Annotated in this window: 21 protein-coding genes; 12 read left to right on the top strand and 9 right to left on the bottom strand. The window is 39.3% G+C overall.

Annotation, left to right across the window (positions count from 1 at the left end; genetic code table 11):
- The 4 genes from FBQ94_RS11440 to FBQ94_RS11425 all read left to right on the top strand — a co-directional run.
- A partial coding sequence (locus FBQ94_RS11440) for a hypothetical protein (RefSeq protein WP_285442140.1) occupies window positions 1–341 on the top strand: 341 nt, incomplete at its 5' end.
- Window positions 342–493: 152 nt separating this feature from the next.
- Window positions 494–1249, top strand: coding sequence for a transposase (locus tag FBQ94_RS11435; protein WP_007221549.1), 756 nt, complete (start codon window positions 494–496; stop codon window positions 1247–1249).
- Window positions 1233–1817, top strand: a complete 585-nt coding sequence (locus tag FBQ94_RS11430; RefSeq protein WP_007221548.1) for a DNA-processing protein DprA — start codon at window positions 1233–1235, stop codon at window positions 1815–1817. Before FBQ94_RS11435 ends, FBQ94_RS11430 begins: the two co-directional genes overlap by 17 nt.
- A 166-nt stretch (window positions 1818–1983) precedes the next feature.
- Window positions 1984–2334, top strand: a complete 351-nt coding sequence (locus tag FBQ94_RS11425; RefSeq protein WP_007221547.1) for a DUF1828 domain-containing protein — start codon at window positions 1984–1986, stop codon at window positions 2332–2334.
- Window positions 2335–2536: 202 nt separating this feature from the next.
- On the opposite strand, the gene FBQ94_RS11420 is transcribed toward FBQ94_RS11425, so the two are convergent.
- Entirely contained in the window at window positions 2537–4261 is a 1725-nt protein-coding gene (locus FBQ94_RS11420) for an exo-alpha-sialidase (protein WP_007221546.1), read from the bottom strand.
- Between the two features lie 663 nt (window positions 4262–4924).
- Here FBQ94_RS11420 and FBQ94_RS11415 point away from each other — a divergent pair.
- The 5 genes from FBQ94_RS11415 (at window position 4925) to FBQ94_RS11395 (ending at window position 11479) form a co-directional block, all read left to right on the top strand.
- A complete protein-coding gene (locus tag FBQ94_RS11415) occupies window positions 4925–5647 on the top strand; it encodes a PP2C family protein-serine/threonine phosphatase (RefSeq protein ID WP_007221545.1) in 723 nt (240 codons plus the stop codon).
- A gap of 260 nt (window positions 5648–5907) precedes the next feature.
- Window positions 5908–7998: a M1 family metallopeptidase gene (locus tag FBQ94_RS11410; RefSeq protein ID WP_285442139.1), complete on the top strand. Its 2091-nt coding sequence runs from the start codon at window positions 5908–5910 to the stop codon at window positions 7996–7998.
- Window positions 7999–8211: 213 nt separating this feature from the next.
- Complete coding sequence (locus FBQ94_RS11405) at window positions 8212–8949, top strand: cupredoxin domain-containing protein (RefSeq protein ID WP_007221543.1); 738 nt, start codon at window positions 8212–8214, stop codon at window positions 8947–8949.
- 85 nt (window positions 8950–9034) lie between these two features.
- Window positions 9035–9832, top strand: coding sequence for a c-type cytochrome (locus FBQ94_RS11400; RefSeq protein ID WP_007221542.1), 798 nt, complete (start codon window positions 9035–9037; stop codon window positions 9830–9832).
- A 33-nt stretch (window positions 9833–9865) separates the two neighbouring features.
- The gene (locus FBQ94_RS11395; RefSeq protein WP_007221541.1) at window positions 9866–11479 is read left to right on the top strand and encodes a multiheme c-type cytochrome; all 1614 of its coding nucleotides are present in this window, start codon (window positions 9866–9868) and stop codon (window positions 11477–11479) included.
- Between the two features lie 204 nt (window positions 11480–11683).
- Here FBQ94_RS11395 and FBQ94_RS11390 read toward each other — a convergent pair whose 3' ends face one another.
- The 6 genes from FBQ94_RS11390 to FBQ94_RS11365 form a co-directional block, all read right to left on the bottom strand.
- Window positions 11684–12631, bottom strand: a complete 948-nt coding sequence (locus FBQ94_RS11390; RefSeq protein WP_007221540.1) for a carboxypeptidase regulatory-like domain-containing protein — start codon at window positions 12629–12631, stop codon at window positions 11684–11686.
- 65 nt (window positions 12632–12696) lie between these two features.
- Entirely contained in the window at window positions 12697–14010 is a 1314-nt protein-coding gene (locus tag FBQ94_RS11385) for an OmpP1/FadL family transporter (protein WP_007221539.1), read from the bottom strand.
- A gap of 203 nt (window positions 14011–14213) precedes the next feature.
- A complete protein-coding gene (locus FBQ94_RS11380; RefSeq protein ID WP_007221538.1) occupies window positions 14214–14777 on the bottom strand; it encodes a LemA family protein in 564 nt (187 codons plus the stop codon).
- Between the two features lie 114 nt (window positions 14778–14891).
- The gene (locus FBQ94_RS11375; protein WP_051006172.1) at window positions 14892–15686 is read right to left on the bottom strand and encodes a TPM domain-containing protein; all 795 of its coding nucleotides are present in this window, start codon (window positions 15684–15686) and stop codon (window positions 14892–14894) included.
- Window positions 15661–16416: a hypothetical protein gene (locus FBQ94_RS11370; protein WP_007221536.1), complete on the bottom strand. Its 756-nt coding sequence runs from the start codon at window positions 16414–16416 to the stop codon at window positions 15661–15663. Before FBQ94_RS11370 ends, FBQ94_RS11375 begins: the two co-directional genes overlap by 26 nt.
- Before the next feature lie 37 nt (window positions 16417–16453).
- A complete protein-coding gene (locus FBQ94_RS11365; protein WP_007221535.1) occupies window positions 16454–16720 on the bottom strand; it encodes a hypothetical protein in 267 nt (88 codons plus the stop codon).
- A gap of 351 nt (window positions 16721–17071) precedes the next feature.
- On the opposite strand from FBQ94_RS11365, the gene FBQ94_RS11360 reads away from it, so the two are divergent.
- The 3 genes from FBQ94_RS11360 to ahbB all read left to right on the top strand — a co-directional run bounded on the left by FBQ94_RS11360 (window position 17072) and on the right by ahbB (window position 18972).
- Window positions 17072–17953, top strand: a complete 882-nt coding sequence (locus FBQ94_RS11360) for a 4Fe-4S binding protein (protein WP_007221534.1) — start codon at window positions 17072–17074, stop codon at window positions 17951–17953.
- Window positions 17950–18417: an Lrp/AsnC family transcriptional regulator gene (locus tag FBQ94_RS11355; protein ID WP_007221533.1), complete on the top strand. Its 468-nt coding sequence runs from the start codon at window positions 17950–17952 to the stop codon at window positions 18415–18417. Before FBQ94_RS11360 ends, FBQ94_RS11355 begins: the two co-directional genes overlap by 4 nt.
- A gap of 84 nt (window positions 18418–18501) precedes the next feature.
- On the top strand, window positions 18502–18972 hold the full coding sequence (gene ahbB, locus FBQ94_RS11350) for a siroheme decarboxylase subunit beta (RefSeq protein WP_007221532.1): 471 nt from the start codon (window positions 18502–18504) through the stop codon (window positions 18970–18972).
- Window positions 18973–19214: 242 nt separating this feature from the next.
- Here ahbB and FBQ94_RS11345 read toward each other — a convergent pair whose 3' ends face one another.
- The gene (locus tag FBQ94_RS11345; RefSeq protein WP_007221531.1) at window positions 19215–19553 is read right to left on the bottom strand and encodes a P-II family nitrogen regulator; all 339 of its coding nucleotides are present in this window, start codon (window positions 19551–19553) and stop codon (window positions 19215–19217) included.
- A gap of 83 nt (window positions 19554–19636) precedes the next feature.
- Complete coding sequence (locus FBQ94_RS11340) at window positions 19637–20644, bottom strand: phospholipase D-like domain-containing protein (protein WP_007221530.1); 1008 nt, start codon at window positions 20642–20644, stop codon at window positions 19637–19639.
- Window positions 20645–20650: the final 6 nt, after the last annotated feature.

Below are 20650 nucleotides of genomic sequence, written 5' to 3'. Positions count from 1 at the left end.
TTCATAAAGAATGCCATACGTTGGGACTGTTCTCAACCCTTATTTTTCAGGCTTTTTCAGCCATACGGTCCTTAATTTCCTGGTATTTGGCTACTCTTGAACAAATTTATCCTATTTCTGCGCAACTTATGTGTAAATCAGTAAGACGAATTTATAACTATAAAACTTCTGGAAAGGTTGAATACGATGAGTTTTATTTAAAAAAATCCAAACCCATCATAGACGAAATCGACAAGGTGTTAGCCCAGCATTACGGTTTCACCGATGAGGAATTGGATTTCATCATCACCTACGACATCAAATACCGCATGGGACGGGATTATGACGATAATGAACCATAAAACGTAACAACGTAGGGGCGAAGCATTTTTTCACACCGAATGAATAATGTCAGAATCTTGTTCATAAAAAATGCTTCGCCCCTACAATCAACAATTAACAACCAACAATCAACAACCAAGGTAATCGTAAATAACCATATAATAAAACAACCATGCAACAAAACAGAAATGCAAATTACGACCCGGAAAAACACCATCGCCGTTCAATACGACTGAAGGGATACGATTATACAAGGCCAGGTGCGTATTTTGTGACCATGTGCACAGAAAACAGAAAATGCCTCCTGGGGAAAATTTCTGGTGAAATCATGCAATTGAATAAATTTGGCGCTATGATTTATACGTGTTGGAATAACATACCGAAATATTTTACACACATCCGATTGGATACATGCGTTGTTATGCCAAATCATATCCATGGGATTATAATTATTACGGAACGCAATTGTGGAAATAACGCCAATGGTAGGGGCGAAGCATTTTCCTCACCCATGAAATCGTACTCAGGTCTTGTCACGGAAAATGCTTCGCCCCTACACCCAACAATGCAATCACCACATGGAACATTCTCCGGTTCTTTGGGGTCAATTATGCAAAATTTCAAATCTGTTTCCACGCGAAAAATCAACCAATCAAACAATACCCCTGGCGTCACGCTCTGGCAACGCAACTATTACGAACACATCATCCGAAACGAACATTCATTAAATACCATTCGACAGTATATTATGTACAATCCACTCATGTGGGCATATGATATGAATAACCCTGATAGATCTCAGGTATCTGAAGCAGAATTGAAACACGAAGTAAAAAAGAGATGCAATTTTACCAATGAGGAATTGGATTTTATAATCAATTACGACTTTAAATACCGCATGGGACAGGATTATGGCAACAAACCATGATCATAACCGTAGGGGCGAAGCATTTTTTCCACCGAATGAATTATGCCGGAATTCCATAACAAAAAATGCTTCGCCCCTACCTCAAAACAATTTACACTATATAGGCAATAAACAAATACTCGAACATTTCAAAATTGCCTTCTTATGTTCCCGCAAATGCCCGGCGAATATCATCCTTAAATCATATGACTGGGCAGTTGAACAAAGGGAAAAAGGCGTCTGTGTCATATCGGGCTTTCATTCTAAAATAGAAAAAGACGTTTTGCACTACCTGCTCAAAGGTAACCAGCCCATTATACTTGTACTAGCAAGAGGCCTTAAGAAAAGACTTGAACCTGAACTGGAGGAAGCCTTAAACAAAAACAGACTCCTGCTCATTTCTCCATTTAACGAGAATGTGAAACGGGTTACTGTGGAAACTGCCAACCAAAGAAATCGCCTCATGGCAGAACTGGCGGATGAAATATTTGTCGCCTACGCTGCACAAGGGGGTAATATTGAAAAACTCATTACAGACATTTCACACACAGGAAAAACTATTTCATCCTTTAACTATGACATCAAATAATGCATAGGATGGGATTATGACGACAACACGTAGGGGCGAAGCATTTTTCTCTACTAAGATGAATAATTTCAGAATTGTGTCACAAAAATGCTTCGCCCCTACAATCAATGAATCAATCGCATAGATAAAGAATTAGACGCAATAGATTGAGATTGTTACAATAATAATGAATGATTCTCATATAAATGTTTTGGATTGCCATCAACTTGTCGAAACCTATGCGCACTGGCTTAAAGAAAAGGTAAAAGTGAAAAAGGTTGGAGAGTTCTGTGAACTTACGACTCCTTTCGTTGATAGGCATAATGATTATTTGCAGATATATATAAAGGCAACGCCTTCCGGTTTGCTCCTTACCGATGACGGTTATATAATCCGGGATCTGGAAATAAGCGGTCTTGAGTTTAATACCGAACGTCGAAAAAATGAACTGTATAATATCCTGAACGGATTTGGGGTAAAGCTTCATGGAGATTGTCTTCTGGAACATGAGACCTTCAGCTTAGTATTAAGAACGTAGGGCAAGGCTTTAGCCTTGCTCCCCTGCGTGAATTTGCACGGGGATGGCAACCCTAAAGAGTCTATGCAAAAAGTATGACTATTTTCAGTCACAATACACTATATGGTATTTTCTCATTTAGTTCAATACTGTATATGACCCCGCTTGGGACTTTTTGCACAAGCTCTAAAGGGTTGCCCCACAGAATGAAAATTCCTATACGTTATTTTATTTTAGCAACACCGATATTGGCATCGCCCAGAGAATTATCACCCCATGCCCCGATAAACCCATTATTCGTCTTTGAGGCATCTTGTGCAATAGCAATATAATCTCCCATATAGTCCTCATCAACAAAGAAATCATTTACACCAGGAATCGGAGCAAAACTCTTCTTTGTTACTTTACTATTTGTCCATGTTGCTCCTGCGTTTTTGGAGGTAGCTATGGTAACGTCTATTAAAAAATTGCGTAAATTATATTTACGGTCGTAATAGAGAATACCTATCTTACCGGTTTTATCCACAGCAATGGCAGGCATAAACTGATCAGCTTTCCTTGTAATGGGATCGTTGTTTATCCTGACGGGAACTGACCAGGTACTCCCTCCATCTGTAGATTTGCTAAAAAGGATATCCGCAAAATGGTACTGCCCATCGAAAGCAAAGAAATCACTTTGCGCAAGGTTTCGACCGTCATGCCAAACGATGTAAACATTGCCATTGGTAGCTGTACCGGAAGTATCAACAGCAAGACCCTGAAGATCAAAATTGGCTCGGAAACTTCCTTGAAGTAAAAAAGAATCTCCCACAGGAATGACAGAAGAAACTTCGACTTTGGTACGAAAGGTCTTTCCATCATCAATAGACTTACGAATCTTAATACTGCGCTCTTCAGACTCATCAAACTCTTCCCATGCTACATAAATTTCTCCTGTTGGTCCAACGGCTATCTGTGAGTTGGTTACCAGGATTCTCTCTGAGCCTTCTACAATTTTTACCGGTTGTGACCAGGTCACTCCCCCATCAGCCGATTTTACCAATTCTATCCTTGTTATATCTGATGTAACACCAAAGTCAAACTTAGTGTAGGTAACATAAATACTATCAGATGATCCTGGTTTAACAGCCATCCATGGTTTATCAAGGAAATCCCCGCCATTCACAACCGATGCCATAACAGAGCCTCCCCATGAAAATCCTCCATTCGTAGATTTGGAGACAGAAATGCCATCACCTACAACTTCATCGGCAACAATGTCCTGAGCAATACTTGCGTAATAGAATGTAGAGCTGCTCGTAGCCCTTACAACGGGGTCTCCCAGCAAATCGCGGGCATCAATATCATCAGGAATAGGGTCGGCCACAAGTATTCCTTTATCCGTAAAGGCCGCTCCTGCTTTACTGGATCTAGACCATCCGGCGAAACTAAAACTACTGCTGGGGCTTGGACTGGGAGGAAGTGTTGGATCAAAAAGCGGAAGAAATGTGGCCGCGAAGGATCCGGTATCGTTAAAACCGCATACGGCATTATTCCCCCACCAACCCACACTGGTTTCATTCTGTGTCGATCCTGCAAAACGTGAGAAGAAGTCCGATTTCGCAAATGGGTTATTTCCGGTAAAAGGAGCTAAAGGAGCCAGGGATTTATCAACGTTGGTGTCCATACCTCCTTCCTTTAAGAATCCACCCCGCTCTACAGCTCTCTCTAAAATGGGCTTAATACTACCCCATTGTTCCCCGAAATTTACAATCATCTTACTCCCGGTGGAAAGATAGTTGACCTTTTTTCCCAGACGTTGTTTTAAAAATTTTCCCCGATCAGATAACCTTTCAAGCCGTGCAAGGGCAGTGTTGTGACCAGGTTGTGCTCCTACAGGCATACTCCCAAAAAACCCTACAATACTTATTATACTTATTACGGATAGTACCTTTTCCCTCCTCAGCATTTTATCTCTCCTTTCACTTACACGTTTTAAACAAAGCTGCTTTTTCTATAATCATGACAGCCCTCCGGGATTAGGTAGAGACACAACATCTTACGTCTGTACAATCGCAAAATCTTGCGTCTCCAAAATCCTGCGTTTGTACCATTGCAACATCGTGTATCTCTACGAGACCACAACAGAAAGTAACAGTTATTTTACGTCAGGTCAAAAAACATACCGTAAGAATTTATCCTGCAAAACTATAATTAGATTCTCTCGCTACTCATGCGGTTTGATGGAAAGAATTATTCATGATAATATATTGATAAAATTAGCTTTAGAGCTTATAAGAGGAAGATTTAAAAAAAGATGATTTATGGCAGTAAAAAACATGATTACATTTTTTATGCGAAGAAGGTTAAAGTGTAACATGGCACAAAAGTGTGCTGATACAAAAGTGAGACATACTACATGTCACCAATAATCCATTCGAGGATAATTATATTAGGTATCTTGTTAAGATTATGGAAGGCAGAAAGAAATGGACTCCCTCCTCCTTTCTTAAGAACACCAGAGCAATCCAGCCTTATCTTGAGTAACTATAATAAGTCATAGAAAAAGAGATAAATAAGCGATATAATCGGCAATGGATTTTTAAAAAGCAAACAGAGGAAAATTACTCGCATGAAAGTAGCATACAAAACAGATGTTGGTAAACAGAGGACACATAACGAAGATAGCATTCTTATTGATATATGTATGGGTATTTTTCTCCTCGCCGATGGATTGGGAGGACACCAGGCAGGTGAAGTAGCAAGCAATCTGGCTGTTAAAGAATCTTATACTTATCTCAAAAAAAATTTGAACAAGGTGAAAAGTGAAGGAGAAGTTTTAAAACTCTTGACCGAATCCCTTTTGAAAGCACACAATACCATAAGAGCAAAATCAATGACAGATATAAACCTTATGGGTATGGGGACAACCCTTATACAGATGTTGATTAAAGATAGTAGCACGTATATTTGCCATGTGGGCGACAGCAGGGTATATTTTTTCAGAGAAGAAATAAAGCAGATTACCAAAGACCATACATTTGAAAATTATCTTATGGAAGATGAAATAATACAGCGAGAGTATCTTCCTTTACAAAAACTGCACATACTTACGCAGGCTGTAGGTGAGTCAGAGACAATAGTTCCGGAATTAAAACAGATAAAACTAAAAGCAGAAGATATGCTTCTCGCTTGTTCGGACGGTCTCACCGATATGCTCTCAGGGAAAGAATTAGAATCAATAATTTACCAGTATAGAGATAATCTCAACACGGCGGTAGATAGTCTGATAAAAGAGGCAAACAATAAAGGCGGAATGGATAATATTTCTGTGATATTAATAAAGTATGAATAATATTAACTATTATACAGGATCGGTAAGGATTTGAGGGAAAATATGAGACCTAACAATTGCAGTTGGACACAGATAAACACAGATAAGTACAAAGAAACTCATGATGCAGGTAGTGTAAGTAACTCACTCAATAGGTAATGAACAGTGCTTCTCTCCACGGCTAAAAAATCCATATTTATCTGTGATCATCTGTGTCCCGTTGCAGAATCTAGGTGAAATTTTACGAAATTCTTTCACATTGAAAAAAAGAGGTTTATAACATGTTTAATCTAAGATCGGCGAAAAATATATTGCTTTTTGTTTATTTTACGATACCCATAACCATGCTCCCGGTAAATGCAGAAGCAATCCATAAAAGCAAGATTGTGAACCATACCATAGAAATCGAGCTCTTTTTGAAAGATCACAAGCTAAAGGCCATCGATCATATGAGTATACCTTATGAACATGATGAGAAGGTTTTGTGTTTTATGAATCGGTCATTCCAAATCTTATCAGTCAGTACTTCAAAGAGAACATTAGATTTTCATATAAGAAATACGCCTGATAAAGGGCCGCAATGCCTGGAGATATCCATACCATCCGACTTAAGGGAACGTAATGAATTAACTTTAGACATTGTGTATGAGGGGTCTCTCACTGCAACACCTGTTTCACTGGAAGAGGAAGATGTCGGCGAGACAACGGGTACTATCAGCGAGAGAGGGGTTTATCTGAGTCCTGCGTGCATCTGGTATCCTGATATACCTTCTTCTCTGGCAACCTTTAAGATAACGATCATTACCCCTATAGGATATGAGGCGATAACCCAGGGCACGCTGATAAGCAAAACATCAGATGACCATAAGACGTATACAACATGGGAAGAAAAAAACGTATCCGAGGGATGCGATCTTGTAGCAGGAAAATATCAGGTAACGAGTATAAGCCATAACGGCATCGATATTTATGCCTTTTTCTTCCCTGAAGAGCAAGATTTAGCAAAAACATACCTGGATGCTACCATACGCTATCTGGATATGTATCAAAAACTTTTGGGAAATTACCCATATAGAAAGTTTGCTATCGTCGAAAATTTTTTTCAAACCGGATATGGTATGCCATCGTTTACTCTCCTGGGCAGTACCGTTGTAAAATTACCCTTTATTGTAGATACTTCGCTTGGTCACGAGATTCTGCATAACTGGTGGGGCAACTCTGTCTTTGTAGATGAGTCACAAGGAAACTGGTGTGAGGGACTGACTACCTATATGGCAGATTATTATTATAAAGAACTCAAGGATAGTAATTCAGCGGTAACCGAACAGAATGATCTCCCGTTATCAAAATTTACCGGTAGAATAGACCCGATAACCCAGTCTGTCGGATACGGAAAGACAGCAATGGTATTCCATATGTTAAGACGCATGGTCGGTGACGAGTTGTTTTATACAGCCTTGAGGAATTTTTATAAAAACAAGATCTGGCAGCAGGCCAGTTGGAAAGATATCCAGCATACGTTTGAAGATATCGGCAAGACAGATCTGTCCTGGTTTTTTGAACAATGGGTCAACCGGAAAGGAGCGCCTTTTATTGAATTGGGTAAAACAGAGGTAGAGAAGGTTAGTGACGGCTGGTTGGTAAAGGCAGAGATCTTGCAAAAAGATACACCATACCGCCTCTCCATACCGGTCATTCTGGAATTGGAAGATGGAAATTTTTCTACAACTGTAGAACTAAAAGAAACATCGAATACCTTTTCCATACAAACAAAATCTCAACCTAAATATATTGCTATAGACCCTCAGCATGACGTATTCCGGCGTTTACATCCTGGAGAAATTCCTCCCACCATAGATTTAGTACTGGGAGATTATGAGAAGGTTATTGTATACCCAACAGGTGGTGAAAGCGCTTCGCAGAAGGCTTATAAAAAACTAGCAGAATCGATAGCAGATAACGAAGGAATGGTAAAAGCGGATACAGAAGTCACAGAAACAGAAATAACTCAAAAAAGTTTGTTCATTTTGGGAGGGTTATCCGAGAATAAGCTAACAAAGATGCTTTTAGGAGATTTGCCAGAAAATTTCTTGCTTGAAGAAAATGCTTTTACCGTAAACAGTACAACCTTTAATAATAAAGGTAACGCACTTCTGGTAACCTTGAGAAACCCCCAAAACAGAAAAAAAGGTATTGCCTTGTTCCTCACTTTCAATTCTGCTACGATTGATACCTTAGGCTTAAAGATTCCGCGCTACGGAAAGTATAGCTATCTTATCTTTGCTGACGGAAAAAATATCGATAAAGGAACCTTTACCGTAACAGATAGTCCATTACAACGGGATCTTCGAATCTTACTTTTTGGTAAATAAAATTATATTATGAAAACACCATTTCATCCATGAAATTTCTTATCTATAATCTCATGATAATAAAGCACATATTTATTAATATTTAAGTGGCACTGAAATTTACTACTTAGAAGATATTTTACGTTTTTTTAGTTTTTATTACCAAGTGGAACGTCTTTTGTTTTCTTTCTAAGGATTATTATTATTTATGTATTTAAAAGCATACAAAGTTTCATGAGACAATTACTTTCTTTTAGCGTTTTACTTGGACTCTTAAGTTGGAATATTATATCTTCAAAAGATATAGTAGCCGGTAAGAGTTATACCGAAACAGAAGTTGTAGATGGTGGCACCATTGAGGGAAATGTGAAATATGAGGGTGATTTGGCAGCGCAATCATTAAACCTGCAAGGTGGCTGGGAACTACCTGATGTCTCCAAAACTGTTTCTGAAAAACTTGTCGTAAACAAGGTCAATAGCGGCCTCAAAAATGCGGTTATCTCAATTACCGATATTACAGAAGGTAAGAAGAAAGAAATACCAGCTATTCATCCGATTATAGATCAACAGAAAAATACCTTCATCCCTCGTGTAACTGCGATTTTAGAAGGAACTACCGTAGACATCTTAAACGGGGATGAAGAACTCCATACGGTACATACCCGATCGGTTAAAAACCAACCCTTTAATCTTGGCACAACGTATAAGCAGAGAATATCAAAGAGATTTGATCATTCCGAGGTTATTAAATTATCTTGTGATATTCACAGGAGTTCGTATGCATGGATTATCATCCTGGATAATCCCTATTTTGATATAACAGATAAACATGGATATTTTGAGATTTGTGACATCCCCCCCGGAATATACAAATTAAGAGTGTGGCATGAGGAGTTAGGAAATCTAGAGAAGGAGGTAACGGTTAAACCCAAAGAAATTACAAACATAGAGTTGATGTATTCTCAGGATTAGAAATGTGGTAAAGAGTTGTAATAGTTAAAAATAGTTACATTTATAGTTAGGTTTGTAAAATGCAATCGAAAGGAGGAGGGCAGATATGAGACCTAAGGTTTTATTGGATAAGGTTGGCTTATGGAGCACTACGGCAGTGGCAAGTATAGCGCTGGCGCTAAATATTGCACCGACTACTGCTAAAGCAGTTACTATACCAACAGAGGTCACAGAATTGGGTAAAAATACCTACAAGAAATATTGTAGCGCCTGTCACGGTGAAGAAGGGCATGGGGATGGACCTTTGGCAAGATCCATGCTTCCAAAACCACGTGATTTTACCCGAGGAGCTTATAAATTTAGAACAACCCCCAGCGGTTCACTCCCTACAGATAATGATATCTATAGAACGATTTCCTTTGGAGTACCGAATTCGACGATGATCCCCTGGGATATTTTATCTGAAGAAGAGCGTGCCTCAGTAATTCCGGTTTTAAAGAGTTTCTCAGAGGCATTTGAATTCAGACAACCAGATGCACCTGTGAATGTCGGATTAGAGGTAAGGCCGACAGAAAGGACTATTGCAGAGGGAAAAAAGATTTATGAGGAAAAGTTAGAATGCTGGAAGTGTCATGGTGTTGAAGGGCGTGGTGATGGCCCCAGCGCAGCAGAACAAGAGGATGATTTTGGATTTCCCATAAAACCTTTTGATTTTACTACGGGAAAATTCAAGGGTGGAAATTCATCCACAGATATATATCTCAGATTTACTACCGGATTGAATGGCACTCCTATGCCATCTTTTGCCAAGGAGCTTACAGACGAACAAAGGTGGTATTTAACCCACTACGTAATGTCACTCGTAAAACCAGAGGAAAATCATAAAAATAAAGAATGTAAATAACATTTAATATGTTGATCATAGGGAGGTAAAGAGATGAAAAAATTAGGGTTAGGCATATGTTTGTCTGCAACATTGGCGTTTACTTCTCTGGCGTGGGCTGCTGACCAGACTCCCCCCAAGAAGGACACACCACCAGATTTATATGAAGGACTGCCCGATTGGTATAGGGCCACGTATAAAGATAATGTTGGCATGAACGAAGGCTCTGGTCCGTTTAAGGACTATTTCAAGCCACAGATGCTGGATATGTACTGGCAACCTAACAGGCACTATGTACCAATGGAAAATTTTGATCACGCTATCTTTATTGAAAAAGAAAGAAGAGACTTGTGTGTAACATGCCATGAGGAGGCAACACCTGGTGTCGTGAGAGATTGGAGAGAATCGGGACATAAAAATCCTAAAAGTACCCCCTATCTTTCCAGCAGAACAGCAGAAATCGAGAAGAACACAGGCAGGATTTTAGATGAGGTTCACTGTTTTGATTGCCATGCCGATACAAAAAAGAAACAAATCAGAATGCCAACAGGAGAAGTATGCGGAGAATGTCATAGAAAACAGTTTGATGATTTCGTGAGAGAACGGGAAGTAGGCCGTCCTAACCACGTTCAATCATGGGAAGCAAACACCATTGTACCATGGTATGCAGAGGCTGCACGAAGGGGTTACCTCTACGGACAGCATGGTTGTGATATGTGCCACTCCGGCGCAGAAAAATGTGACGTATGTCATACCAGGCATAAGTTCAGCGCTGCTGAAGGCAGACAGCCGGAAGCCTGTATCACCTGCCACATGGGTCCGGACCATCCGGATGCAGAATCTTATGGTGAATCAAAGCATGGTGTAATTTACCATCAGGAAGAAGAACACTTCGATTTTACCAGACCGTTATCTGAAGTAAGGCCTGGCAAGGATTATCGCACTCCAACATGCCAGTACTGCCATATGTATGAGAAACATGGACGGTTTATTCATAACCCGGTCATGAAAGGTATCTGGCGTATGGGTACAATACCGCCAAAGAATATAGAATATACCTCTTCCTTGAAAGATTACCCATATGGAATTAAGATCATCGGTGATAAAATCGATATCTATTCAGAAGAAAATATTGCGAAGAGATCGTATTGGTTAGAAGTCTGTGCAAAGTGCCATAGCGACCGGTTTGCTGATACCTATTTAAAATCATTAGATCAATTTATGTTCCAGGCACATACTTTAGCAGATCAGGCACAGAAGGTAGTCGAAGACTTAATTGCTGATGGGGTCTTATATCCCGATGCTTCAAAAAGGGACCCATACCCATTGAGCGATGGAATTGAAAAGATGCTCAGTCCGGCATTCCTTGGCGAGCCTGTTTACAATGCCTTTAAGACTCTGAAAGGTAAGTTCCCTGTAGTTGGTCCTATTCTCGGTGTTTATGGTATGTTCTTACAACAACAAGATAATCCATCCACCATCGAGAATATGTACAACAGGTTATGGTTCTGGTACAAACTGCAGGGTTACAAGGGAACAGCACACGCCCAGCAGGACGTTTCCTGGTGGTGGGGTCAAGCACCTATGATGATGGAGTTTACCAAAATACAGGCAGAGGCTGCCCGTTTACGAAGAGAGGCTGGTATCGAAAAAGCTGCTATGAAATAGTGGTTTTATAAAAGTTTTACGTTACCTTAGTTAAAAAAAGCCCATGATGTTTACCATCATGGGCTTTTTTATTTATTGCAAGGGTCAACCATAATTGTAATGGGTATCTTTACTATGTTATGCAAAATTAAACCACTATCGGCACATCTCTCCGCAAATTCACGTTATTTCATGTAAGATTTACACCAGGACTCAGTTATTTTTTTATAAAGAAAAATTTAGAATTGTGTATTTACCGGAATATACCGTTGCAGTTCCATATTTTACGTTGCGACCAGGGGCTGTTGCCTTGAGGCTGTATGTATTGGGCGGTAATGATGTTAATTCGTATTTACCACTTGAGTTTGTCTCATCATAGCGGCCAGTAAACGTGCCTTTCGTTATAGTAACTTTTGCCTTATAAATGCCTGTTTTTGTCCCAGACATATATACAAATCCTGTTATACCTCCCGGTGCCCAGACTATGTATAAAATTTTATCATTTAATTCTTCAGTAGCTTCATATACTGATTTCTGCACTTCACAATCAATAATCCAATCATTCTCGTCTGGTAACCCAAATACTTTACAACCATCTATTTTAGGTAAGATGTTATTTTCTAACTTATTTAAGGCATTCTTATAATCACCTATTTCAATATTTTTTATTATGATATCAAATTCATTTAAGAATTCTTTCTGCATGGTAGGAATTTTAAATACTTCCGGATTAAAGGTTATAATCTGACTTTGGAGACTCTTTACAAGGAGTATCACCTCTTCCTGTGGCGTTACTACTTTTACCTTAATTATACTGGGGTTGCTGTTCACATGGCCATCGTTTACAATCAACGTTACTTCATAAGTCCCGGCTTTATCTGGAATAAAGGTAGTTATCGCAGCCTTTGGATTTGCTATTACCGATAGACTCCCCTCTGGAAAAGAGGAAAGTGTCCAGGTATACATAAGAAAATCACTATCCCCGTCAGTACTTCCAATGCCATTAAGAGTTACAATATCATCAACCTTTACCAACGCACCTACCGCGGCATTAGCTACTGGTTGTATATTTTTGATAATTGAATTACCATAGGTATTCAGGTTTATACCCGATATACCACCCAATAAAAATAAGACCGTCGCCAACAAAGAACAAAAATATTTGTTTCTCATAGTTAATTTCTCCCTCCCAAAATTTATTTACAGGAAAGCCGGGTTTATGACTCAGGTCATTCTCATTAAAAATAAACAATAATGGACGCCAGGAAGAGGTGTTCTGTAATATCGAAATGGGTATCTGTCAAACCAAAATCCTCACCGTCAGCATCACTTGCCCATCTGAACTGGTATGCACCGTCAATACTCAATCTTTTGAATGTAATACCACTTCCTATACTAAAGCCGTATATGTCAATGAGATCATCTAATGATGGACGCGGGTCGTAAAAAGCTCCTCCACGGATTGGAATAATTATCTTTTGTCTGAATATGAGATACTCAGTACCGAATCTTACAGCATAGGTATCATCAATTTCCCTGTCTGTAGATACACCACCCAAAGGACGAGATTTCTCTTCCGTATCTTCATTCTTTTGTTCAAACTCTGACCAATCGGTCCACGTCATATCCATGGAAAATAACAGGGCATCGTTATAACGGAAGCCAAAACCAGCGCCGGCAGACATGGGATAATCCACCGTAAAAGATTCCCTCCTGTGATCTGAAAATCTTTCCGAAGAAATAATAAATACATTATCAGTAACGCGATCTACCGTCGCTCTGTATGGGGTATGGTAAACGGCGCCAAAGGTAAGACGTTTATCTTCTTTCTCCCATATATCCAGGAGCAAACCTGTTGTCACATTGACCGCCTGAAAGTTTTTAAATGTTGAATTAGCATCAATTGTATCTATGGATTCTGGATTTGCTACTATTACTTGTGTTTTTTCTTTCCATGCAAAGTTACCAAAAAATTCATCGGTATAGAAATTAACAGCTACGCCTATGGATAATTTCGGTAGAACAAGCATAGAGACAGCAGGGGTCAACGCGCCTACTCCGCCTTTTGACTCGAAATCGATTTCTTGTTGCGTAATTGATTGATCGAGCGGGTTTACAAGCGTTTGATCAAAATCTATTTTCATGTGGAAATCAAATTTCTGCTGATAGCTTAAGGCAGCAACCAGATTTTTCCCAAAGACTTTGAATGGATAAGCTATGCTGAAGTAATTTAAATCACTACGGGACACATCTTCATCCCCTAATGAGAAACCAGTATCCCCCGGATCAAAATCCTGATGTGTTGATAAAAAAGAGCCCACGACAGAAAGCTCCGGCCTTTCTAATTGTGTCAATGCGCCGGGGTTCCATGAAGCGGCTGTTGCATCGTCGGCAACAGCAATAAAGGCGCCTCCCTGCCCCAAGGCCCTTGCCCCTGAACCTATGGGAAGAGGAATGGCATTAATGGTAGTCTCTTGTGCAAAAGAAGGCGCGGTTAATTGCATAAAAATAAAGGTAAGTACCAACATAAAAAGAATATATCTTGGTCTCATATCTATCCTTGAACGCCTCCTCTTCGTTTCCTGCAAAAAATCATGATTTATGAATTACACTATTTTAAGTAATTACAAATCCAGTGCCAATGTACTTCTCAACTATGAGTACCTGAACATAAGTATTTGTATAAATACTCGAATATCAGTTTACATTGAGTGTTGCAAGTATGTAGGATATAAGGTTTCTGAAAGGCGTGATCTTAAAATTTTACCTTTGGCGCCTCTTTCTCAATTTCGGCGACTTCAAAATATTTTGCCTCAGGTACTCCAAGGCGAGCAGCAAAGAAGCGACCGAAGAAGCTCTTTGTATAAGTATTAAATTCTCTAACAGCGTCATTGTATCTCTTGCGTTCTACGGAAATGCGATTTTCACTGCCTTCTAAGGTGTCCTGCAGCTTAAGAAATGATTCGTTTGCCTTCAAATCAGGGTATGTTTCACGAAATGCAAGCAGGCGGGATAGAAATCCTTCAATCTGTGTTGCAGCCTCAGCTTTTTTTTCTACTGTCGGAGCAGTAAAATAACCTTTTCTTGCCTCAGCAAGATTCTCAAATATTTCTTTCTCGTGGGTAGCATAACCTTTTACTGTCTCTACGAGGTTAGGGATAAGATCGTATCGTCTCTTAAGCTGTGTATCAACTTGAGACCAGGCGTTTTTAACATTCTCATGCAGATTAACGACCTTGTTGTATCCCTTGACATACCAGACACCAAAGATAACGCCTAAAAATACCAGAATTGCGATAACGGGTAATATCTTTCTCATAGTTTCCTTTCTGCTTGCCCTTACTCCTACTACCTATAGGCGTTAATCTAAAAAGCAGTAGAAGTCTGAGCAAATCAAAGTTAAAACTTGTTTTCTAATCTAGATTACCATCCATTACCAACGTCCTGATGCCCCTCCACCACCGAATGAGCCACCTCCACCACCGCCAAAACTGCCAAAGCCTCCGAATCCACCAGATCCGTGTGAACCAAATCCTCCCCGGCCACCAAAGATAATGGGAGGACCGCCCCACCAGTTTTGTCGTCTGTTAAAGAAATAACTCAAAATAAATGGCAAGAGAATAAGCAGAAATACGAGTGAAAAAAGCGGATTTTCACGTCCCCTTGCCTTTTTTCTTAATTCAGCAATATTTGGCATTCCCGTGATCTGTAATCCGTGTTCTTCTGCAACCTTATGAACCATAATAACCACACCCTGGTATATGCCTTCGCCGTAGTTTCCCTTCCGGAAATTAGGTACAAAATACGTCCTTCCAACCGTACCACAAAAGCTATCCGGCAATGTGCCCTCAAGTCCATATCCAACCTCAATCCTGTAAGCACGGTCATCCTTTGCTATAACAACAAGGGCTCCATTATCTTTTCCCTTCTGCCCCAGCTTCCATTTTGTTGCAAGTTCTATTGCGTAAGTTTCGATGGGGATATCGCCCGTTGTATGAATCGTAAGAACAACAAGTTGTGCGCCTGTCTTCTGTTCTAATTCCTGAAGATAGCCGTTCAGATTCCTCTCTATCGTATCGCTCACGATACCAGCCCTATCTTCCACATACCTCTTAGGAACCGGAAGCAATCCCTGTGCCTGTACGATTGAACAAAGACACAGGAAAAATACCAATAATCCCGGATACAGGTAAAAACGCCTTTTATACACGCTCAATTTTAAATTCATCTATCCTTCTCGCAAGAGTATCTAATGTATGATACAGATTTTCAAAAATTACCTTCAGGGTTTCAACAGGAGGATAGATATTATTTGACTTCATTTCCAGGAGTTTTGTGAAGATGCCTGTATCGATGTCAAGATACTTTTCTAAAGCGCAAAGAACGTCGCTTTTTGCTTTAAGCGGTTTATGGTCATACAGGAAGAGTATCCCATGAAAGACGGGAAAATAACCAGAAACTGAACCTACAAACAAGTCTGTCAAGACCGTTTTATTGCCCATTGCTCTTATATAACCCTGACAGAGATTCTGCAACCTGCCTTTCAATTCCCGTTCGCATTCGAGTCGAACATGGGCCTTTTCAATCTTTATATCTTTTAAGACATCATCTCCGTACACCCGTTGATGTATCAATTTCATCTCCAGGAATTCTAATGGAAACTCCTGTAATGATCTGTTGATATAATCTAAAGTCATAACGAAAGGGGCGCGTATCTTCTTTTTACCATAACGCTTTCCTAACGTCGAAATAAAATCGAAAAATGAAATCTTAATCTCTTTTACGACAATGAGCGTATTAATATCAGAATATTTTGTATGGAAATCTCTTGTTACAGCGCTTCCAATGACATATACCGAAATAATATTCTCTTTACCATGCGATAAGATATCCTGGAAGAAAGGTTCTATAACCTTTTGTGCTTCTACGGGCATATTGGATAATACAAAACTTTCCATGTTATTATGTTATCTTCAATAAGGAATTTGGGAGGAATTACTTATTATTTCCCTGTTCTTCCAGTTTTTTTCTTAAGGCTGTATTCTCCTTTTTCGTCATGTCTAAATCAAAGAGCAGGTACTGTACGTTCAGCCGCAACGAATCGAGTGAATCCTGTAATACCATTAAACTAAGCTTGAGATCCTCATACTTCTTACCAAGTTCACCTGTCAACATCTCTAAACTCTCGCGCTTTATCTCTGGAAATCTTTTAATTTCTTCAATTAAATTTAACAATTTTTCATGGAATTTCTGATCATCCATTTTATAACCTCCGTAATAAATTATTGGCATCAAAAATAAACTTCATTCGCAATCTATCCATAATCTTAAAATGACACCATGAGAAAAATCTTTATTTTAGATAATTATATTTCTTAATACATTTAAAAATATAAGATTCATACCGTTAAATGTCAAGATTTAAAATATTTAGGAATACAGAGAATAAAAACCTCCCTTAAAAATTTCAAATTGACATTCATCCTTTTTACAAATATAATATTTAAGTTTGTAGTATTTATAGATATGATCAGTAAGTTTATGAAATAAATCGTTGATTTAAAAATTGCCTCAATTTTTTATTGTGGCAATTTTATTTTAAGGAGATTACTCTTGGAGTGGGATAAGTCTGCATCAATGCTGCTAGAAAAGGTACCTCCCTTTATACAAAAGATGGTTCGTGAAAAGGTTGAAGCCATTGCCCGTAATCGTGGAAAAAATTTAGTAACCGAGTCGGAGGTTCTCGCCGCAAAAGAAGGATTTATGGGTAAACCGAATCCACAGCCTGCTGTTACAAAACAATCCTTACCTATAAATAATGAAAAGCTCTCTATCCTCCGGAAGTATACCAAATATTTCGATAAAGATGGAAATCCTGTTCTTTATCAGGTGAAACCTTGCCGGGGCGCAGAGGTTAATTGTCCGTTTCTCATCATAGATTCCAGAATCTTAGCAAATAAACTCCAGAACAGGCTGGAGAAATCACATTTCACGGAAAAATTAATCGATAAGGTTGATGGACAAATTCTTCCCCACCATACGATGAAGCTCGCTGTATCGGGATGCCCAAATAGCTGTTCTATGCCACAGATCAAGGACTTCGGTGTTCACGCAATAGAACCTGTTTCCGTAGATACACATTCAAAATGTATTGAATGTATGAAATGTGTGGAGACCTGCCGGGAAAATGCCGTTACGGTAACCAATAATCAAGTTACTATTGACAAAGAAAAATGTGTACACTGTGGCCTTTGCGCTAAAGTATGCCCTACAGGCTCAATAAAAGCAGAAGAAAAAGAGTATCGGGTAATGATCGGTGGAAAAGTCGGAAGACACCCCAAATTTGCCATAGATTTACTCCCTCAGGCAGACGAACCCACCACATTAAAGGCTTTAGATGTTTGTGCAGATATTATCCTTTCAAATAAAACTGAGCACCGATTCAGGACGCTTATAGAACAACAAGGAATTGAGGAAATAAAAAAAAGAATATGATACTTTGCGATACCGATAGAAAAATACTTCACCGTTTACAATCCAACCTGCCTCTTGTATCAAGACCATTTCTGGCATTGAGCAAAGAACTTGATATCGATGAAGACACTATTATTGAACGTGTCAAGTTCATGATTGAGAAGGGATATGTAAGACGGCTTGCTCCAATTATCAACACACAAGCTATGGGCAGGGAGGCAACACTCGCTGCAATAAAGGTTCCGGAAGACCGCATAGAAGAAGTAAGTGCGATCATCAATGAATATAGTGGCGTATCTCACAATTACCTCAGGAAAGGGAGAAACACCCATATACCTTACAATATGTGGTTTACCATGTCAGCCAGGAACGACGAGGAGCTCCACTGTCTCCTGAAAGAAATTGAGGACAGGACGGGACTAACAGTCCGAAGTCTACCAACAACAAAGAAATTCAAAATCGGCGTACGCTTTAAAATTTATTAATCTTAATTAAAGGATAACATGAATAAAAAGGAAGTGGCAACCCGAAGGATCGTCTCTTCCGGATTATCCATGCTAACTTAAACTATGACAAACAAAAAAGAAGATATTGATGTAAAGCTCATTAAACATATCCAGGAAGGTCTGCCCGTCACCAAGACCCCATACAAAGATATTGGTCAGGCATTAGGGATGTCAGAAGAAGAGGTAATACAAAGACTTCAAAAACTTCTGGAATCCGGCAAGGTAAGACGGCTTGCAGCTTCCATTGCCCATCGTAAGATTGGTATTAATGCAAATGCCATGTGTGTATGGAAGGTGCCCAAAGAGCAGGTTGATGAAGTGGGCAAGATTATGGCTGATTTTGAAGAGGTCACGCACTGCTACGAACGGCCTATCTATTCCGATTGGGAATATAACGTTTTTACTATGATCCACGGTTATACTGATGCCGAATGCGAAGCTGTAATCCAGGCTATCAAAAAAAAGACAGGTTTAAATGACTACGTGATCCTTTATAGCGAGAAGGAATTTAAAAAGGTTGGGGTAAGGATATAACGTTAAACGGTGAATGAAACGAACCGATCCATCAAAATACGATTTTATTCCAAATCCATCTCATTCATAACCCATAACTGAAGGCTTTTTTAATCCCTGATCTGCTAAATACAACCTCTGCTTTATGGCATGCTGAAATGCTCTATAAAGCCAGCCCTTTGAGGAGACTTCAAATATAGCCATGCTTAACAGGGTTGTAATGTATGGAATTCATTATGAGTACGTGTATTCCTTTTGATTAGCTAAATAGCCTTTTCTCCCCTCTCACCGGTTCTGATACGGATAGCATCTTCGATAGGGCTAATAAAAATTTTTCCATCCCCTATACTGCCTGTTGCGGCCTCCCTTAAGATACATTTAATGATGTCTTTAACATCCTTATCGGGAACCACCATTTCCATCTGTATTTTGTTTACAAAATCAGTCTTAAAAGTCCTGCCACGCCATTGCTCGGTAATGCCCTTTTGACTGCCATGACCTTTTACCTCAGTAACCGTCATCCCCGGATATCCAATATCTAACAAGGCATCCTTTATTACAGCAAACTTTTCTTCCCGCACAATCGCTATAATCTTTTTCATATCTTATCCCCCCAATCATTCACTATAGGTTTCCTGCTGATTCCTTCGGAATTTACCAGAATGTCTGTGATGGATCCTTACCATTATTCTATATCTCCATCATCCAGCCGATAAGGAGCATTAATTCCAGGGCGGGAGACCAGCTTGCCTGTGTAGATAATGGTACGTCCTATTCTTATATCCATAACTTTTTCAAACATCTTCCAATCGAATATGACTTCCACTTCTGCATCTTTATCATTGTCATGACTTATCCCAATACGATTCCAGTCTACCCTTCCCATCCCTTTATAAGATACAATTCCACGCCATTGAACATATTTCCCCTTGTATTTCTTCCACAATTCATTCCTTTCGGAACGAGAAAGGGCACTCTCCCTTCCAAATTGCTTATCCATCTCTTCAAAAGAGATATGAATAAAGTCCTTGTCAGTTATCTCTGCAGGTCTTTCAGGCTTATCTGCAATCACAGCCTCTTCATTCGGTATATTTTCTGGTATAATCTGTTTTTCATCAGCAGTACGGGAATCAATTTCAGGTACAGAGGGATAGTCTTTTGCCGTCCTCTCATTTTGAGTTGCTGAGAGAGGAGCGACCTCCCCCTCAGTAAACAGCCGATAAAATGTATTCTTATAAACATGAATCTTATCAGGATCGTAGTAAAATAGCACATCGTTATAAATAATTCTATTCCGATAGGCAAGCCAATTATATACACCTATCGCCAGCATTCTATTATCAAATATAATAAAATCTTGTACAAGTTTATCGCTCAATTGCAAATCCAGAACCCTGACATCGAATCTCTTATCTATCAACGCCTTTGCCAGGAAGTCCTGTAAATTATTTCTGGTATGTTTTAAAACCACAACACGTACCTGAACGCCCCGATCCCTTGCAGCATTCAATTCTTTCTCAATATCCACTGCAGCAAAATCGTGAATACACATATCCAAAGAGCGTTGCGTATACTGAATCCCCTCTTTCAATTGCCCCTGAATGGTACCTTGAGGGGCATAATAAAGATTATTTGCTATACAGAGGGAGTTAAGAGCCAATCCCAGCATGATAATGAATATTTTTATACCCACATATTT

Source organism: Candidatus Jettenia sp. AMX1, from assembly GCF_030263775.1.
GTDB lineage: Bacteria > Planctomycetota > Brocadiia > Brocadiales > Brocadiaceae > Jettenia > Jettenia caeni.
Note: the sequence above shows the minus strand (reverse complement) of the source record. Positions and strands in the feature narration are given on the sequence as shown.

Excerpts from the sequence above, each read along its gene's own strand:
- FBQ94_RS11435 (WP_007221549.1), top strand. The coding sequence starts at position 494 with ATGCAACAAAACAGAAATGCAAATTACGACCCGGAAAAACACCATCGC.
- FBQ94_RS11430 (WP_007221548.1), top strand. The coding sequence starts at position 1,233 with ATGGCAACAAACCATGATCATAACCGTAGGGGCGAAGCATTTTTTCCA.
- FBQ94_RS11425 (WP_007221547.1), top strand. The coding sequence starts at position 1,984 with ATGAATGATTCTCATATAAATGTTTTGGATTGCCATCAACTTGTCGAA.
- FBQ94_RS11420 (WP_007221546.1), bottom strand. The coding sequence starts at position 4,261 with ATGCTGAGGAGGGAAAAGGTACTATCCGTAATAAGTATAATAAGTATT.
- FBQ94_RS11415 (WP_007221545.1), top strand. The coding sequence starts at position 4,925 with ATGAAAGTAGCATACAAAACAGATGTTGGTAAACAGAGGACACATAAC.
- FBQ94_RS11410 (WP_285442139.1), top strand. The coding sequence starts at position 5,908 with ATGTTTAATCTAAGATCGGCGAAAAATATATTGCTTTTTGTTTATTTT.
- FBQ94_RS11405 (WP_007221543.1), top strand. The coding sequence starts at position 8,212 with ATGAGACAATTACTTTCTTTTAGCGTTTTACTTGGACTCTTAAGTTGG.
- FBQ94_RS11400 (WP_007221542.1), top strand. The coding sequence starts at position 9,035 with ATGAGACCTAAGGTTTTATTGGATAAGGTTGGCTTATGGAGCACTACG.
- FBQ94_RS11395 (WP_007221541.1), top strand. The coding sequence starts at position 9,866 with ATGAAAAAATTAGGGTTAGGCATATGTTTGTCTGCAACATTGGCGTTT.
- FBQ94_RS11390 (WP_007221540.1), bottom strand. The coding sequence starts at position 12,631 with ATGAGAAACAAATATTTTTGTTCTTTGTTGGCGACGGTCTTATTTTTA.
- FBQ94_RS11385 (WP_007221539.1), bottom strand. The coding sequence starts at position 14,010 with ATGAGACCAAGATATATTCTTTTTATGTTGGTACTTACCTTTATTTTT.
- FBQ94_RS11380 (WP_007221538.1), bottom strand. The coding sequence starts at position 14,777 with ATGAGAAAGATATTACCCGTTATCGCAATTCTGGTATTTTTAGGCGTT.
- FBQ94_RS11375 (WP_051006172.1), bottom strand. The coding sequence starts at position 15,686 with ATGAATTTAAAATTGAGCGTGTATAAAAGGCGTTTTTACCTGTATCCG.
- FBQ94_RS11370 (WP_007221536.1), bottom strand. The coding sequence starts at position 16,416 with ATGGAAAGTTTTGTATTATCCAATATGCCCGTAGAAGCACAAAAGGTT.
- FBQ94_RS11365 (WP_007221535.1), bottom strand. The coding sequence starts at position 16,720 with ATGGATGATCAGAAATTCCATGAAAAATTGTTAAATTTAATTGAAGAA.
- FBQ94_RS11355 (WP_007221533.1), top strand. The coding sequence starts at position 17,950 with ATGATACTTTGCGATACCGATAGAAAAATACTTCACCGTTTACAATCC.
- ahbB (WP_007221532.1), top strand. The coding sequence starts at position 18,502 with ATGACAAACAAAAAAGAAGATATTGATGTAAAGCTCATTAAACATATC.
- FBQ94_RS11345 (WP_007221531.1), bottom strand. The coding sequence starts at position 19,553 with ATGAAAAAGATTATAGCGATTGTGCGGGAAGAAAAGTTTGCTGTAATA.